At 64.2% G+C, this 16,415-nt stretch carries 15 protein-coding genes; 9 read left to right on the top strand and 6 right to left on the bottom strand.

Annotated features, from left to right (window positions below):
• Positions 1 to 397: 397 nt before the first annotated feature.
• From F3H96_RS00735 to speB, 4 genes are all read right to left on the bottom strand, one after another.
• Positions 398 to 1,045, bottom strand: a complete 648-nt coding sequence (locus tag F3H96_RS00735) for an amino acid ABC transporter permease (RefSeq protein ID WP_149790025.1) — start codon at positions 1,043 to 1,045, stop codon at positions 398 to 400.
• Positions 1,042 to 1,710 carry an amino acid ABC transporter permease gene (locus tag F3H96_RS00740; RefSeq protein WP_149790026.1) on the bottom strand — a complete coding sequence of 223 codons (669 nt, stop codon included), beginning with the start codon at positions 1,708 to 1,710 and terminating at the stop codon, positions 1,042 to 1,044. Before F3H96_RS00740 ends, F3H96_RS00735 begins: the two co-directional genes overlap by 4 nt.
• A 77-nt stretch (positions 1,711 to 1,787) precedes the next feature.
• Positions 1,788 to 2,588: a transporter substrate-binding domain-containing protein gene (locus tag F3H96_RS00745; RefSeq protein WP_149790027.1), complete on the bottom strand. Its 801-nt coding sequence runs from the start codon at positions 2,586 to 2,588 to the stop codon at positions 1,788 to 1,790.
• 116 nt (positions 2,589 to 2,704) lie between these two features.
• A complete protein-coding gene (speB, locus tag F3H96_RS00750) occupies positions 2,705 to 3,760 on the bottom strand; it encodes an agmatinase (RefSeq protein ID WP_149790028.1) in 1,056 nt (351 codons plus the stop codon).
• Between the two features lie 226 nt (positions 3,761 to 3,986).
• Here speB and gcvA point away from each other — a divergent pair, with 226 nt between their 5' ends.
• From gcvA to F3H96_RS00795, 8 genes are all read left to right on the top strand, one after another.
• A complete protein-coding gene (gcvA, locus tag F3H96_RS00755) occupies positions 3,987 to 4,970 on the top strand; it encodes a transcriptional regulator GcvA (RefSeq protein ID WP_149790029.1) in 984 nt (327 codons plus the stop codon).
• 269 nt (positions 4,971 to 5,239) lie between these two features.
• A complete protein-coding gene (pncB, locus tag F3H96_RS00760; RefSeq protein WP_149790030.1) occupies positions 5,240 to 6,544 on the top strand; it encodes a nicotinate phosphoribosyltransferase in 1,305 nt (434 codons plus the stop codon).
• Between the two features lie 195 nt (positions 6,545 to 6,739).
• The gene (locus F3H96_RS00770) at positions 6,740 to 8,179 is read left to right on the top strand and encodes a hypothetical protein (RefSeq protein ID WP_149790031.1); all 1,440 of its coding nucleotides are present in this window, start codon (positions 6,740 to 6,742) and stop codon (positions 8,177 to 8,179) included.
• Positions 8,180 to 8,325: 146 nt separating this feature from the next.
• Complete coding sequence (locus F3H96_RS00775; protein ID WP_149790032.1) at positions 8,326 to 9,630, top strand: ABC transporter substrate-binding protein; 1,305 nt, start codon at positions 8,326 to 8,328, stop codon at positions 9,628 to 9,630.
• Between the two features lie 160 nt (positions 9,631 to 9,790).
• Positions 9,791 to 10,672 (top strand): branched-chain amino acid ABC transporter permease, encoded by an 882-nt coding sequence (locus F3H96_RS00780; protein ID WP_149790033.1) that lies wholly within the window; start codon positions 9,791 to 9,793, stop codon positions 10,670 to 10,672.
• Positions 10,669 to 11,631: a branched-chain amino acid ABC transporter permease gene (locus tag F3H96_RS00785; protein WP_149790034.1), complete on the top strand. Its 963-nt coding sequence runs from the start codon at positions 10,669 to 10,671 to the stop codon at positions 11,629 to 11,631. Before F3H96_RS00780 ends, F3H96_RS00785 begins: the two co-directional genes overlap by 4 nt.
• Positions 11,628 to 12,356, top strand: coding sequence for an ABC transporter ATP-binding protein (locus F3H96_RS00790; protein WP_149790035.1), 729 nt, complete (start codon positions 11,628 to 11,630; stop codon positions 12,354 to 12,356). The genes F3H96_RS00785 and F3H96_RS00790 overlap by 4 nt, the downstream gene beginning before the upstream one ends.
• Positions 12,349 to 13,062, top strand: coding sequence for an ABC transporter ATP-binding protein (locus tag F3H96_RS00795; RefSeq protein ID WP_149790036.1), 714 nt, complete (start codon positions 12,349 to 12,351; stop codon positions 13,060 to 13,062). Before F3H96_RS00790 ends, F3H96_RS00795 begins: the two co-directional genes overlap by 8 nt.
• Before the next feature lie 157 nt (positions 13,063 to 13,219).
• On the opposite strand, the gene F3H96_RS00800 is transcribed toward F3H96_RS00795, so the two are convergent.
• Together F3H96_RS00800 and pncA are read right to left on the bottom strand one after the other, a co-directional pair.
• Positions 13,220 to 14,620 (bottom strand): sodium:proton antiporter, encoded by a 1,401-nt coding sequence (locus F3H96_RS00800; RefSeq protein WP_244619890.1) that lies wholly within the window; start codon positions 14,618 to 14,620, stop codon positions 13,220 to 13,222.
• Between the two features lie 58 nt (positions 14,621 to 14,678).
• Entirely contained in the window at positions 14,679 to 15,293 is a 615-nt protein-coding gene (gene pncA, locus F3H96_RS00805) for a bifunctional nicotinamidase/pyrazinamidase (RefSeq protein ID WP_149790038.1), read from the bottom strand.
• A 247-nt stretch (positions 15,294 to 15,540) separates the two neighbouring features.
• Here pncA and F3H96_RS00810 point away from each other — a divergent pair, with 247 nt between their 5' ends.
• Entirely contained in the window at positions 15,541 to 16,398 is an 858-nt protein-coding gene (locus tag F3H96_RS00810) for a xanthine dehydrogenase family protein subunit M (RefSeq protein ID WP_149790039.1), read from the top strand.
• Positions 16,399 to 16,415: the final 17 nt, after the last annotated feature.

A 16,415-nucleotide genomic window follows, 5' to 3' on the forward strand; every position in this document is an offset into this window, starting at 1 on the left:
GCAATCGCTAAGCTGCGGGCGGCAAATCCCCGCGTCTCGATCGCCGTCATGAAGGCAAGCCACCCGCTGCGCCACAGTCCGCGACTGCTCGACATGTTTGCGGAAGGGTGGCGGCTGGCTGGCTGGCCCGAGGAATGAGCGGTTGCTGGGCTACGCCAAAGTGCTCCGCCCTTGAGGCGCGCAACCGGGCATCGAGCTTGGATCGACCATCCAAATGGCAGCTTTCCGCCGGCCTGACGTCCGGTCGAACTCGCCGTAGTCTATGACCGCTTAGGGTCAGAAGCTGACGAAGCCTGATGCCATCAAATGGCCGAAGGGACATTCGAACGCTGACCGCAGGGACAGCTTTCTGGCTTGTGGTCGGCGTCGATACCGGTCAACGCTCCATGCCCGCGGCTCAGCGCGCCGCCGCGCGCTTCTCCAGCGAACGTGCATATTGCGTTAGCGGAAAGCACATGACGAAGAAGATCAGCGCCACCAGTCCGTAGACCTTGAACGGTTCGAAGGTGGCGTTGTTGATGGCGTTCGAGGTCCTGACCAGCTCCTCGAAGCCGATGATCGAGGTCAGCGCCGTCGATTTGATCAACTGCACCAGGAAGCCGACGGTCGGCGCGCGGGTGATCGAGAACGCCTGCGGCAGGATGATCAGCCTGAGCTCCTGCAGGTAATGCAGCCCGAGGCTGGCGCCGGCGTCCCACTGTCCGCGCGGCAACGCGTCGACGCCGCTGCGCCAGATCTCGGCCAGATAGGCGCTGGCGAAAAAAGTCAGCCCGAGCGCCGCCGCCGTCCACGGCTCGATCCGCAGCCCAAGCATCGGCAGGCCGAAGAACATCAGGAACAGCTGCATCAGGAGCGGCGTGCCCTGGAACAGCGCGATATAGCCGGATGCGATCCGCTTGATCCATTTGGTCTTGGCGATGCGCAAGAACAGCACCACCAGCCCGACCAGCGCGCCGCCGACGAAGGCGGCAAGCGACAACAGCACCGTCCAGCGCGCGGCGAGCAGCAGGTTGCGCATTATGTCCCAGAAGGTGAATTCGATCATGACACGCCGGCCCCCAGAACGCGGCGTCCGCCGCCGACCAGCAGCCGGCGCAACCCCATCGACAGGCCGAGATAGACCATGGTCACCACGAAATAGGTTTCGAAGGCGCGAAAGGTGCGGGCCTGCAGCATGTCGGCCTCGTAGGTCAGCTCGCGCACCGCAATCTGCGACACCACGGCCGATTCCAGCATCATGATCACGATCTGGCTGGTCAGCGCCGGGTAGATCACCTTGAGCGCTTGCGGCAGCACGATCTTGACGAACACCTGGCGCGGCCTGAGGCCAAGCGCCAGCGCGGCTTCCGTCTGTCCGCGCGGCACGGCGTCGAGCCCGGCGCCGACGATCTCGATCGTATAGGCCGCCATGTTGAGCGTCATCGCCAGCATGGCGGCCAGGATCGGATCGAGCCTGATGCCGAGGCTTGGCAGGCCGAAGAAGATGAAGAACAGCTGCACCAGGAACGGCGTGTTGCGCATCACCTCGACATAGGACGCGATCGCCAGCCGAAGCGGCTTCGGGCCGTTTCTTTTGCTGGCGGCGCCGAGGATGCTGAGGAAGGTTCCGGCCAGCGTGGTGACGGCGATCAGAAGGATCGTCGTCGCCGCGCCGCGCGCTATCGCGCCCACGGCACCCGCAAGCCAGCCGAAGTCGAGGCTGTAGCCCATGGCGATTGACCTTGTTGGAAGCGCCTGCCGAAAAAGAGCGGTTCAGTGCTTCTTGGGTGCCCGAACCGCTCCGAGGATCAATCCTTGAGGTTGTCAGGATTGAGCGGCGTCTTCAGCCAGGCCTTCGAGCTTTCGTCCAGCTTGCCATCGGCCAGCATCTTGGCGACGGCGTCGTTCACCGCCTTCTTCAGCCGGTCCTCGTTCTTGTTGAGGCCGATATGCGAGGGCGAGGTGAGCAGTTGGAATTTCTGCTCAGGTGCAAGCGCGTCCTGCTTGGCCAGCACCTGTGCGCCGACGTCGTTGCCGACCACCATCAACTGGGTCTGGCCCGAGATGAAGGCCTGGATGACGGAATTGTAGTTGTCGAAACGGCGGATGTCGGCCGAAGCCGGCGCCGCTTCGGTGAGCGAGGTATCCTCCAGCGTGCCGCGGTTGACGGCGATCGACTTGTCGGCGAGGTCTTCCTTGCCTTTGACCGCCGTTGCTTTCGGGCCGATGACGGCGATGTAGTAGGGCGCGTAAGCGGCGGCGAAGTCGATCACCTGCTCACGCTCCTTGGAGTAGCCGACGCTCATCAGGATATCGACGCGCTTGTCGGTGAGGTACGGAATGCGGTTCTGGCCGGTGACGCTGACCAGGTTGAGCTTCACCTTCAAGGAATCGGCGATCGCCTGCGCGACGTCGATGTCGTAGCCCTTGATGCTCATATCGGCGCTGGCCGAGGAGAAGGGCGGGAAGTCCGAGAAGATGCCGACATTGATGGCGCCGGCCTTGGTGATGTCGTCGACGGCGTCGGCCTTGGCCTGCGTGGCGAGGGCGGCGGCGCCGAGCATTACGGCTGCCGTGATGGCGGATTTCAGTGCGTTACGAAGAGTCATTGTCATTCCCCTGCTGGAAGCTTGTTGTTGAAACCGGCCGCCGGCTCCAGCGCGGCGGCCGTATTGGTAGAGCAATTCCAGGAGACGCGGTTTTCCGTCCGGAATTGCGTGAGGCATCAGCCCTTCCTGATCGCCGGGCTGAACACCATCAGGCTCAGGATCTCGAACAGCACCTGGGCGCCGACATGGGCGGTGTTGGTGGTCGCGTCATATTGCGGCGCCACCTCGACGACGTCGCCGCCGACGATGTTGAGGCCCTTGAGGCCGCGCAGCAATTCAAGCACCTCGCGCGTCGTCAGGCCGCCGACCTCGGGCGTGCCGGTGCCCGGCGCGAAGGCTGGATCGATGCTGTCGACGTCGAAGGAGATGTAGGTCGGACCGTCGCCGACGATCCTGCGCGCCTTCTCGATGATGGCGGGGATGCCGAGTGCGGTCACTTCCTCGGCGTGCACGACGGTCATGCCGGACTCATAGGTGAACTCCCACAGATATTCGGCCGAGCCTCGGATGCCGATCTGGATGGTGCGTGAGGGATCGAGCACGCCGTCCAGCACCGCGTTGCGGAACGGCCCACCGTGGTGGAACTTGGTCATATCGAACAGCCCGCTGGTGTCGCAGTGGGCGTCGATATGGATCATGCCGACCGGCGCCTTTTTGCCGACCGCCTTCAGGATCGGATGGCTGATCGAATGGTCGCCGCCGACCGAAAGCGGCAACACTCCGGCATCGACGATCTGGTTGGTGCGCTTTTCGATGTCCTCATGGCTGATCTCCAGCCGGTAGCGGCTGCGGAACGGCGTGTCGCCGATGTCGGCGACGCGAAGCTCATGCGTCGGCGCGCATTCCAGCACATGATTGTAGGGGCCGATGCGTTCGATGGCGCGTAGCGCGCGTGGTCCGAAGCGCGAGCCGGGACGGTTGGTGACGCCGAGGTCCATCGGCACGCCGATCATCGCCACCTGCAGGTCGCCGAAGTCCGGATTGTCGGCGGCGATTTCGCGGTAAGGCGCGGCGAGGAAGGTCGGGATGCCGGCATAGGGCGCCAGCCGGGTGCCCGACTTGTTGAAGATCTTGTCGGCGACCTTGCGGAATTTCGGGTCGAACATCTCGCCGCCATGGCTCTCGCCATATTTGCGGCGCAACGCTTCGAGCTTGCCGCGATCGTAACCCATATCCGGTCCTCCTCTGTGACTGCTTGCGGCGCTGTTCGCGTGGATGGTTGCCAAGCCGGCCGCTGTCCAAGCCATTTGTTCGGCCGGATGTTTATCCCGCTGGCGCCTGCGGATTCCACGTCTCTTGAAGCTGTTCCGGCAAAAGTGTCGGGCAGCGGCATTGAAAAATCAATTGATATTGTTAGGGTCTTTGTTGTGAGAAAATCTCACAAAGTAGGAGCCCTTCATGGCCAAGCGCCTGCCGCCTTTGAATCCGTTGCGCGCCTTCGAAGCCACGGCGCGGCATGCTTCGCTGACCAAGGCGGCGGGTGAGCTCAATGTCACCCACGGCGCCGTCAGCCACCAGATCAAGGCGCTCGAGCAGTCGCTCGGCGTAAAGCTCTTCGAGCGCACCGGCCAGCGCGTCAAGCTGACGCCGCACGGTGCCGAGTTCCTGCCGGCGGTGTCGGCCGCCTTCGAGGGCATCGCCGCCGCCACCCAGCGCATGACGCGGCCGGCGAGCGCCGGCGCGCTCTCGGTGTCGTGCGTGCCGGCGCTGCTGCTGCTTTGGATGACGCCGCGGCTCGGTTCCTTCACCGCGCAATATCCCGACATACAGCTCACCCTTATCCCATCCAACGACGCCCGCGATATTCGCGCCCCGCAGATCGATGTCTGCGTGCACTATGGCGACGGCGGCTGGACCGATTGCTGGATGCGCAAATGGTCCGGGCTGGAACTCTTTCCCGTGGTCAGTCCGACATTAATCAACAATCGCCCGATCCGCAGTGTCCGCGACCTCGTCGACCACGTCTTCCTGCATGGCGACGACGGCCGCGAATGGCACACCTGGCTGGCCGCCGCCGACGCGCTCGATCTGGAGCGCGGCCGCCGCCACCATCTTGGCGACGCGCGCATGGCGACGGAAGCCGCCGTGCACGGCCATGGCGTGGCGCTCGGCGATTCCGTCACCGCGCGCGCCTTGCTCGCCAGGGGCATGCTCGTCGCGCCCTTCACCTTGTCGGTGCCGGCGGTCGATGATTTCTACGTCGTCTGTCGCAACGAGATGCGTTCGGCGCCGATCGTGCAGCTCTTCATCGACTGGCTATTCGCCGAGAAGGAGAAGGACGAGGGGCGCGCCGACGCGCCGGTGGCCGGTCGCGTGCCAAGCCGCAGGAAGCGTCCAGCCCTCAAGGTCGTCGGGGCCAGAGCAATTCCAGGAAAAATGTGAACGGTTAGGCTCGGCGACTTCGCCGCAGCCGCCGTCCGGGATTGCGTTAAAAAACGATAGGCCGGCGTCTTGATGGCTGGACTTGCGTCGCCGCTTTTTGTCGGGCCAGCTTGCAAAGCAGGAAGCGCGTTCGAAAATACAATGCTAAGAGGCAGTTGGCTGAAGCAATTCCTGGAAAGCCGCGCGACGGTCTTCCATCCGGAATTGCTCAAAAGGACTTGAAGCGTCGCGCCTGCGTTTGCGTGGGTTGTGCTTTTGGATGAGCAAGCATGACAAAAACCGATATAGCGCGACGCGTCTACAACCACACCTGGAAGCTGGACCCGATCGTCCGCAGCCTGCTGGACACCGATTTCTACAAGCTTCTGATGCTGCAGATGATCTGGGGCATGTATCCCAAGGTCGACGCCACTTTCACGCTGATCAACCGCACCACCTCGGTGCGCCTCGCCGACGAGATCGACGAAGGCGAATTGCGCGAGCAACTCGACCATGCCCGCACCTTGCGGTTTTCCAAGAAGGAAATGATCTGGCTGGGCGGCAACAATTTCTACGGCCGCAAGCAGATTTTCGAGCCGGAATTCCTCGCCTGGCTGGAGGATTTCCGCCTTCCTGGTTACGAACTCACCAGGCGCGACGGCCAATACGTGCTCTCCTTCCCCGGTCCGTGGATGTACACCACGCTGTGGGAAATCCCGGCTTTGGCCATTATCAACGAACTGCGCTCGCGCGCGGCGATGCGCTCCTTTGGCCCCTTCGCGCTCGACGTGCTTTATGCCCGCGCCAAGGCCAAGATGTGGGCCAAGACCGAACGGCTGAAGGCGCTGCCCGGCATCCGTATTTCCGATTTCGGCACCCGCCGCCGCCACTCCTTCCTGTGGCAGCGCTGGTGCGTCGAGGCGCTGAAGGAAGGCATCGGCGACGCCTTCACCGGCACCTCCAACGTGCTTCTGGCTATGGACAACGATCTGGAAGCCCTCGGCACCAACGCACACGAATTGCCGATGGTCTTCGCGGCGCTTGCCAATTCCGAGCAGGAGCTGCGGCAGGCGCCCTATAAGGTGCTGCAGGACTGGCAGCGCTATTATGGCGGCAATCTCTTGATCGTGCTGCCGGATACCTTTGGCACGGCTGCGTTCCTGCGCGATGCGCCGGACTGGATCGCCGACTGGACCGGCTTTCGCCCTGACAGCGCGCCGCCGATCGAAGGCGGCGAGAAGATCCTCTCCTGGTGGCGCGAAAAGGGCAAGGACCCGAAGCAGAAGCTGCTTATCTTCTCGGACGGGCTGGAGGTTGAGACCATCGAGGAGGCCTACAGGCATTTTCGCGGCAAGGTGCGCATGTCCTTCGGCTGGGGCACCAACCTCACCAATGATTTCGAAGGCTGCGCGCCGACCGAGACCAACAGCCTCGACGCCATCTCGCTGGTCTGCAAGGTCAGCGAAGCCAATGGCCGCCCTGCGGTGAAGCTCTCCGACAATCCCGCCAAGGCGACCGGGGATGAGAAGGAGATCAAAAGGTATCTGAGGATTTTCGGCGAGAAGGGGCGGGTGGAGCAGTTGGTGAAGGTGTGAGGGCTGCGTAATCCGGCATCGCACTAAGTGGTTCGAAGTTTGGATAGGCTGAGTTCCTTCGCGCCCCCCTCTGTCCTGCCGGACATCTCCCCCACAAGGGGGGAGATTGTTCTGTCATCTCCGCCTTCGCCAATCTTCAGCGTCGCAAGAGAAGGGCCGGCGGAGGAACTGCCAATCTCCCCCCTTGTGGGGGAGATGTCCGGCAGGAGAGAGGGGGGCGCCGTAGAGTGCAGTCGTTACAGATTAGTCTTTGTAGCTTCCGTCCTGGGTATCCTCCCCACCCCAGCCTTCGCCCATGCCTCCGACCGCGGCCACGTCCTGCTCCTTCCGACCGGCTACTATCTCGCAGGCGGCGCGCTGGCGGTTGCCGCCAGCTTCCTCGTGCTGGCGCTGCTGCCGCCGGCCGCCCTCGACCGCTTCTGGCGCCGGCGTCTCTCGTTGTTTGCCTTCAGCGATGCTCGACGCACCGGCATCAGCGTGCTTTCTTTTGCCGGCTTTGCGCTGCTCGTCGCCGCCGGTCTTTTCGGCAGCCGCGACCCTCTTTCCAACCCGCTGCCGCTGGTGATCTGGACGCTGCTCTGGGCCGGCTTCACGCTGCTTCAAGGCATCTTCGGCGACCTTTGGTCATGGCTGAACCCGTGGTACGGACCTTGGCGCGTCGTCTCTCGCGCCTTAGGCCGGCATGCCGACGGAAAGCAGCCTCCGCGCCGTCCCAATTGGCCCGGCTTCTGGCCGGCCTTCGTGCTGTTCTTCGCCTTCGCCTGGTTCGAACTGATCGATCCTGCGCCCGACGATCCGGCGCGGCTGGCCCATGCCGCCGGCGTCTATTGGCTGGTCAGCTTCGTCGCCATGCTGGCATTCGGTTATGAGGAGTGGCGCCGGCGCGGCGAGTTTCTGACGGTCTTCTTCTCGATGGTCGCCCGCTTCGCGCCTCTTGGGCGACATGGAACTCGCCTCTCGCTGTCATGGCCGGGCTCCAAGCTGCTGGCGGCCGAGCCGCTGCCGCTGAGCGGCACAGCCTTCCTTCTGCTGACGCTGTCATCGGTGTCCTTCGACGGCCTGTCCAAGACCTTCTTCTGGCTTGGCCTGTTCGGCGTCAATCCACTGGAGTTTCCCGGCCGCACGGCGCTGATAGGCATCGGCAGCTTCGGCCTCGTGCTCACCTTCGTTCTGCTGGCGGCGGTGTTCGCGCTTGTCGTCTTTCTCGGCCAGCGCCTTGCCGGCGATGAAAATTCCTTCGGCGAGGCCGCCGGCCTTTTGGTCTGGTCGATCGTGCCGATCGCGCTTGCCTATCACATAGCGCATTACCTCACCGTGCTGTTGGTCGACGGCCAATACGCGTTGGTCGCCCTTTCCGACCCGTTCGGGCTCGGCTGGAACCTTTTCGGCACCGCCGACATGATGGTCGAGGCGGGCGTTGCCGCCGGGTCCGTATCGGCCTGGTGGCTGTGGAATGTCCAGGCCGGCGTCATCGTCGCCGGGCATGTGCTGGCGGTGCTCGTCGCGCATGGTCTCGCCTGGCGTCTCCACCGGCAGCCGTCGCGCACAGCACTCAGCCAGCTACCGCTCACCCTGTTGATGATCGGCTATACGGTCTTCGGTCTGTGGTTGCTTGCCACGCCGACCGCCGGATGACACAAGAACAATGCCCCTGGGGAAGCTCGCTTGCCACGTCGGGGCTTTGATGATTTAGTTTGTACACATGCAATTTTCGCATCCTCCGGCTGAGGAGGATCGAGCCGCCTTATCGCTGGTCAGACTGAAAAAACAGGGGAACGGACATGGCTGACAAGAACGGATTTTTCGACCTCTCAAAAAAAGAGCTTTCGCGCCGCACCGCGTTGAAAGGGATAGCCGCCGGCACCGGCCTCGCGCTGGCGCCCGGCTTCGTCCGCTACAGCCAGGCGCAGAGCTCGGCGCCGATCAAGATCGGTTTCCAGTTGCACCGCACCGGTATCGGCGCCGCTTATGGCCGCTGGTATGAGAAGACGAGTGCTGCCGCCGTCAAGGCGATCAACGATGCCGGCGGCATCGGCGGCCGCAAGGTCGAGCTGGTGATCGAGGATGACGGCACCGATCCGGCCCGCGGCGCCGAAGTGGTGGCCAAGTTCGCCAAGCAGCACAAGACCGACATCGTCTTCGGCACTTTGTTCTCGCATGTCGTGATCGGTTCGGCGCCCGCCGCCGGCGAGAACAAGATCCCCTATTTCGTAGTCAGCGAAGGCCATCACGTCGCTTCTACCAAGCTCAACCGCTACGTCTTCCAGCCGGGCATCACCGACGTGAAGAGCCAGATCCAGTCGATGGCGCCGTGGATCGCCGCCAATGCCGGCAAGAAGGTGACGCAGATATTCCCCGACTTCGCCTTCGGCTACGACCATCGCGACTACTTGCCGCCGGCCCTGAAGGCGCAAGGCGCCGACGTTATCGCGCAGATCGCCATCCCGCCGACGGAGAGTTCCTTCACCAAATACTTCCCGCAGATTCCGGCCGAGACGGAAGTCATCTACCATGTCATGGTCGGCCCGGCCGTGCTGACCTTCGTCAAGGAACTCGGCGAGTTCTACGGTTCGCAGCGGCCGCAGCTCTTCGGCTTCATCGATTCGCTGGAGGCCGTCGACATCAACAGCCCCGGCCTGGAATTCCTCGACGGCAGCCATTTCTGGGAAGGCTCGCCGCGCTACGCCCAGCCCGATGACTCCGCCGCCCAGAAGGCCTACCGCGCCGCCGTCGGCATCGACGACAATGGCGCCGCCGTCGGCGACCCCAAGGACGTCTCCACCGCCGCCCACATGTTCGGCTGCTGGGAGACGCTCTATGTCGTCAAGAAGGCGATGGAGGATGCCGGCTACAAGGGACCCGAAGACCGCGCCAAGCTGGTCGAGGCCACCGAGGCGCTGAAGGAATTCGCCGAGGGGCCGGAGCATCCGCAGGGGCCGAAGAGCTTCAACGGCAAGATCCACCAGTGCTTTGGCATCCAGAACATCTCCAAGGTCGAAGGCGGCAAGCTCAAGGTCGTGCACAAGACCAAGATCGAGGACGGCCTCTACGAGCCGGAAGGGGATTACACGACGCAGGCGCTGTGAGTGCCTTACCCTCCCCCTTGTGGGGAGGGTCGGCGAATTGGCTTCGCTATATTGCGAAGCCAATGAGACGGGGTGGGGGCTGCGACGGCCCATGCCCCACCCCCCACCCGACCGCTGCGCGGTCACCGTCCCCACGAGGGGGAGCGTAAGGGCGCACTGAATGCATTTCGGACCCCACCTGCTCCTTGCCGCCCTCGAAGGCCTCGTCACCTCGGCAGTGCTGGCGCTGACGGCACTTGGCCTGTCGCTGGTCTTCGGCGTCATGCGCGTCGTCAACGTCGCCCATGGCGAGTTCTTCATGCTCGGCGCGGTGCTTGCCTGGGCGATCTCGACGGCGATCGCGGGTCATCCGGCGATCGGCTTCGCGGCGGCCCTCGTGATCGCGCCGTTGCTGGTCGGGCTGGTTGCGCTCGTCGCCGAGCGCCTGGTGCTGCGCCGGCTGAACTACAATCCGGAAGGCACCATCGTCGCCACCATCGGCATGCTCTACATCATCCAGCAGCTGGCGCTGACCTTCTACGGTCCAGAGGCCCGGCCGGTCGAGCCGCCCTTCAGCTACCGCATCCTTTTGCCGTGGTTCGGCTATTCCGGCTACAAGCTGTCGGTGGTTGCCGCCTCCGCTATTCTGCTCGTGATCACCTGGCTGGTCCTGACCCGGACCAAGATCGGCCTGATCATGCGCGCCACGCAATATGACCGCGAGACGGCACAGGCCTTCGGCATCCCGGTCGACCGTGTCTACGCAGGCGTCTTCGCCGTCGGCACCATGCTGGCGGCGATCGCCGCGGTGCTGATCGTGCCGATCAGCCAGGCGCATTACCTGATGGGGCAGGACCCGCTGCTCCTGTCCTTCATCGTCGTCATCATCGGCGGCCTCGGCTCGCTGCGTGGTACCGTGGTCGCGGCCATCCTGATCGGCCTCTCCGACGGCATCATCTCGATGTTCTTCTCACCGACTTTGGCCAAGATCGTCGCCACGCTGGTCGTCGCCATGGTGCTGGTGTTTCGGCCGCAGGGCCTGTTCGGGACCACGCCGCGATGAGGGATGCTTCGCCGGCAAAGACCTACGCCTTGCATGTCGGCGTCATCGCGCTTCTGTTCGTGCTGAACTTCGTCCTGCCGGACTATCACCAGGGTTTGTTCGCCCGCATCATGGCGCTGGCCGTCTTCGCCATGGGCTACAATCTGCTCTTCGGCTATGTCGGCCTGCTCAGCCTCGGCCACGCCATGTTCTTCTCCGCCGGGCTCTATGGCGCCGGGCTCACCGTCTATCATCTCGGTTGGGGCGTGCCCGAAGCCTTCGTTGCCGGGGTTGCCTGTGGCGCGCTGCTCGCTTTGGCCATCGGCCTGCTGGCGCTGCGTACCTCGGGTGTGGCGTTCATGATTGTCACCATGATGTTCGCGCAGGTGTTCTACCTGCTCATTCTCTATTTCGCGGCCTGGACCGGCGGCGATCAGGGCCTGGTCATCCAGCAGGCATCGCGGGTGATCTCGATCGGCGGCGCCTCGCTCGACCTGACCAATTCGACCGTGCGCTACATGAACGCGCTGGCGCTGTTCTCCGTCGTGCTGCTGATCACGCTTGCCATCGTCCGCTCCCGCTTCGGTCGCGTGCTGGTCGCGATCCGCGAGAATGAGGAACGGACCAAGATGCTGGGCTACGACACGGTTGCCAACAAGCTCGCCGCCGTCGTTGCCTCCGGCGCTATCTGCGCGGCATCGGGCGCGGCTTATGCTTTGCTGTTCGGCTATGTCGGCTCGAGCTTCGCCTCGGTGCAGTATTCGATCCTGCCGCTCCTCTGGGTGCTGCTCGGTGGCGCAGCGACGACGCTCGGGCCGCTGGTCGGCACGCTGTTCATGTACTACGTCACCGACATCGCCAGCGGCTTCACCTCCGCCTATCTGTTGATCGTCGGCGTCGCGCTCATCCTGCTGGTGCTGTTCTTCCCGAAGGGGATCCTGGGCACCATCCGTGAGCGCTGGCTGGGATGGCTGCCATGATGCCGTTGCTCACCACCAAAGGCCTGTCCCGTCATTTCGGCGGTCTTCGTGCCGTCGATGGCGTCGACTTCGCGCTGATGCCGGGCGAGATCCGCGCCATCATCGGCCCGAACGGCGCCGGCAAGACCACCTTCGTCAGCCTGCTCTCAGGCCGCATCCGGCCGTCCTCCGGCATGATCGTGTTCGACGGCGCCGACATCACCGGCATGCCGGCTTACCAAAGGGTTCGCCTCGGCGTCGCCTATACCTTCCAGATCACCAGCGTCTTCGCCAACCTCACCGCTTTCGACAATGTCGCGCTGCCGGTGCAGCGCACGCTGACCGACGGCCGCTCCAAGGGCGCGGTCAGAACTGGCGTCATGGAAGCGTTGGCGCGCACCGGCCTAGCCGACCGCGCCGGCACGCCGGCCGGGCAATTGTCCTATGGCCACCAGCGCCTGCTGGAAGTGGCCATGGGCCTGGCGCTCAAGCCGCGTCTGCTCATCCTCGACGAGCCGACCCAAGGCCTGGCCGACAGCGAGATCGACAATTTCATCGAGCTTGTGCACGAGATCGCCAAACGCGCAACTGTGCTTCTCATCGAGCACAACATGCCGGTCGTCATGCAGCTTGCCGATCGCATCACCGTCTTCAATTCGGGAAGGATCCTTGCCGAAGGCACGCCGGAGCAGATCCGCGCCAACACGGACGTGCAGGACGCTTATCTCGGAGCGACCCATGGCTGACGCGGGGCTGCTTGCGATTGCAGGTCTGGATTGCTTCTACGGCGAGGTCCAGGTGCTCTACGGCCTCGACCTCGTCCTCAACAAGGGCGAGGTGCTTTGCCTGTTCGGCCGCAACGGCGCCGGCAAGACGACGACGCTGAAGGCGATCATGGGCCTGGTGCCCGCGGCGGCCGGCTCGATCAGGCTGGACGGCAGCGAACTGACCGCGCTTGCCGCGCATGACGTGCCGAAGGCCGGCGTCGCCTATGTGCCGCAGGGCAGGCGGCTGTTCGCCGACATGACGGTTGCCGAAAACATCGAGATCGGCCTGATGGCGCGCGGCAAGGGCAAGGCCACGCGCGAAAAAGTGCTCGATCTCTTCCCGCTGCTGCGCGAGCGGCTGAAGCAGCGCTCGGGCACGCTGTCCGGCGGCGAGCAGCAGATGCTGGCCATGGCACGTGCGCTCTGCCTCGAACCGCAGGTGCTGTTGCTCGACGAGCCGACCGAAGGGCTGATGCCGTCGATGATCGCCAAGATCCGCGAGACGGTGGCGAAGCTGCGCGATCTCGGCGTCTCGACGATTCTGGTGGAGCAGCGCGTCGACGCCGTGCTGTCGGTGGCGGACCGCGTCTCATTCATCGAGAACGGCCGCAACCGCGAGACGGTCGATGTCGAGCAACTGCGCGCGGACCCGTCGGCGGTCAGGCGGTATGTCGGTGTAGGCTAAGGATTACCCTCCCCCTTGTGGGGGTCCGAAGGACGGGCGAGACCCGTGGCTCGCCCCGGCAAGTCGCTGCGAAGCAGCGGGGTGGGGGCGGCGCCGACCCCCACCCGGACCTTCGGTCCGACCTCCCCACAAGGGGGAGGTAAGGCGCCTCGCCGCCTCAACTGAAGAACAAAAACCCCGCGATCAGGAAAGTCGGGATCAGCACCAGGCCCGACCACATCATATAGCCGAAGAAGCCTGGCATCCTGAAGCCGCGATGTCGGGCGATGGCAAAAACCATGAAGTTGGGCGCGTTACCGATATAGGTGTTGGCGCCCATGAACACTGCGCCGGCCGAGATCGCCGCAAGCGTCGAGGCGGCCTCGGTCATCAGGTGTGTCGCGTCGCCGCCGGCAAGCTCGAAGAACACCAGATAGGTCGGGGCGTTGTCGAGGAAGGACGACAGCGCGCCGGTCAGCCAGAAATAAGCGAGGTCGTTCGGTTTGCCGTCGGTGGACGTGACCAGCGCAACCAGCGGCGCCAGCGCGCCGTCATGGCCTGCCCTCAAAATGGCGATGACCGGCACGATGCAGACAAAGATGCCAGCAAACAATTTCGCCACCTCGGCGATCGGCCCCCAGCTGAAGCCGTTCGCCTCGCGGTGGCTTTTGCAGGAAACGCGAAGCGACACAAAGGCAAGCACCAGGATGATAGCGTCGCGCACGAGGTTCTGCAGCTCGAGGCCGACACCCAGCACGGAGAAGCTCACGCCAGGCTTCCAGCTCGCCGAAAGCAGGATCGCGCCGATCACGCCGGCAAGCAGCGGCAGGTTGGCCAGCCCGCGCAGACGCACCTTCGTATCCGGCGTTGGATCCTTGATCTTCGGCATGCCGCCTTCGCGGCGATGCAGGACGATGTCGAGCGCCAGGAAGACGAGCAGCACCAAGCCGCCGACGAAGAGCGTGTCGGGCAGAATGTGCACCGTGGTCCAGAAGAAATCGACGCCGCGCAGGAAGCCGACGAACAGCGGCGGGTCGCCGAGCGGCGTCAGCGAGCCGCCGATGTTGGACACCAGGAAGATGAAGAAGATCACCACATGGGCGTTGAACGGCCGGTTGTCGTTGGCGCGCAGCATCGGCCGGATCAGGATCATCGAGGCCCCGGTCGTGCCGATGACCGAGGCAAGCAACGCGCCGACAAGCAGCATCCCGGCATTGACCAGCGGCGTGCCATGGATGTTGCCGGCTAGCAGGATGCCGCCCGAGATCGTGTACAGCGCGAACAAGAGGATGATGAAGGACATGTATTCGGTGAGCAGCGTGTGCAGCACCGCCTCGCCCGCCACCGGAATGCCGAAGGCAATTGCCAGCGGCACCACAACCAGCGCTGCCCAGGCAGCAGCAATCTTGCCGTAGTGATGTTCCCATACGTGCGGAAAAAGCAATGGACCTGTCGCGATGGACAGCAGCAGGCCGGCAAAGGGCAGTCCCCACCACAGCGACATCGCGGCGCCGGGCAGTTCGGGAGTTTCGGCGGCGAAGGCCGGTTGCGCAAGCGTGATCAGCGCTGCGGCAATCAGGCCCGCAGCCAACCTGCTCAGCGATGCCGGGAAGCCCCCTCGATGCCTCACAGTCCGGTCAGTCCGACAAATGGTCTTCGAGCGTCACGCCGGCTTCGCGCATACGCGCGATCATCGTTTCGAGCGAGCCGTTGAGGTCGATGCCGCGGCAGGCATCGAGCCGCACCGTTGTCCTGAAGCCCAGCTTGACCGCGTCGAGCGCGGAGAAGGCGACGCAGAAATCGGTGGCCAGCCCGACCAGGGTCAAGCTGTCGATGCCTCGCTCGCGCAGATAGCCGGCAAGGCCCGTCTGTGTCGTATGGTCGTTCTCGAAGAAGGCGGAATAGCTATCGATCGCGGTCCGAAACCCTTTGCGGATCACCAGCTCCGCCTTGGTCCACGCAAGCCCCGAATGGAAGTCCGAGCCCAGGCTGCCCTGGATGCAGTGGTCCGGCCACAGCGTCTGCGGCCCGTAAGGCATCTCGATCGTCTCGAAGGGCTGCTTGCCGGGATGGCTGGAGGCGAAGCTCGAATGGCCGGCAGGGTGCCAGTCCTGCGTCAGGATCACATGCTCGCTGCGGCGGATCAGGTCGTTGACCAAAGGCACGATCTCGTCGCCACCAGTCACCGCAAGCGCGCCGCCGGGGCAAAAATCGTTCTGCAGGTCGATGACGATGAGCGCTTCCTCGGCCATATGGCTCCCTTTCGTTGCGGCTCCAATCATGCCGCTGACGCGACCGGAGGCAGAACCTTGACCAGATGGCCGGTGGCGTCAACCTCTGCCGGCGTAACAAAGCTGTGGCGGCGCTTGCGGCGTCCCTTCGCGAACCTCCGCTTTGACAATTGCCGTGAACTTGATATCATTTGCATACGAATGAATTTGCTTGAGTTCGGAAGCCGGCAGATTCCCTCGGAAAGGCCCCTTTTCGGGAAGGCAAAGCGTGACGCGTTACGCGAAACCCACCACGATCGACGAGGCGCTCGCGCTGCTTGGCGAGGATCGCTGGCGCATTCTCGCCGGCGGTACGGATTTTTATCCGGCACAGGGCGCGAAACCTTTCCGCGACAACATCCTCGACATCAACGGCCTGGCCGAGCTGCGCGGCATCGAAGAGACGAGTGAGCATTGGCGGATCGGCGCCCGCACCACCTGGACCGACATTGTCCGCCATCCGCTCCCTGCGGCCTTCGACGCGCTGAAAGCGGCCGCGCGCGAGGTTGGTTCGGTCCAGATCCAGAACGTGGCCTCGGTGGCCGGTAATCTCTGCAACGCATCGCCCGCCGCCGACGGCGTGCCGGCGCTTATTGTGCTCGACGCCGATGTCGAATTGCGCTCGGCCAGGGCCAGCCGCCATATGCCGCTCGGTGAATTCATCCTGGGAAACCGCCGCACGGCGTTGCAGCCAGCTGAGATGGTCACCGCTATTCGTGTTCCGAAGCGATGCGCTGTCGGCACGTCGGCCTTCGTCAAGCTCGGCGCGCGGCGCTATCTCGTCATTTCGATCGCCATGGCGGCGGCGCGGCTCGTGGTCGAGAACGGCGTGATCGCCGATGCGGCGATCGCCGTCGGCTCCTGCTCGGCGGTCGCCCGTCGCCTTGCCGGTGTCGAGGCGGCCTTGCGCGGCCAACCCACTAAGGCTGCGCTTGTCGATGCAGTGCTGTCCGCGCCGATCGACGAACTGTCGCCGATCGCCGATGTGCGCGGCAGCGCCGAATACCGGCAGGATGCGGCCCGCGAGATCGTCGTCCGCGCGGTGCGCGCCGCCCTCGGCCAGCATGACGACAAGGTGGCGGCATGAACGAAGCGCGGCCCCAC

Origin of the sequence: Mesorhizobium sp. NFR06 (assembly GCF_900115245.1) — a bacterium.
In the GTDB taxonomy this organism is placed as follows: domain Bacteria; phylum Pseudomonadota; class Alphaproteobacteria; order Rhizobiales; family Rhizobiaceae; genus Mesorhizobium.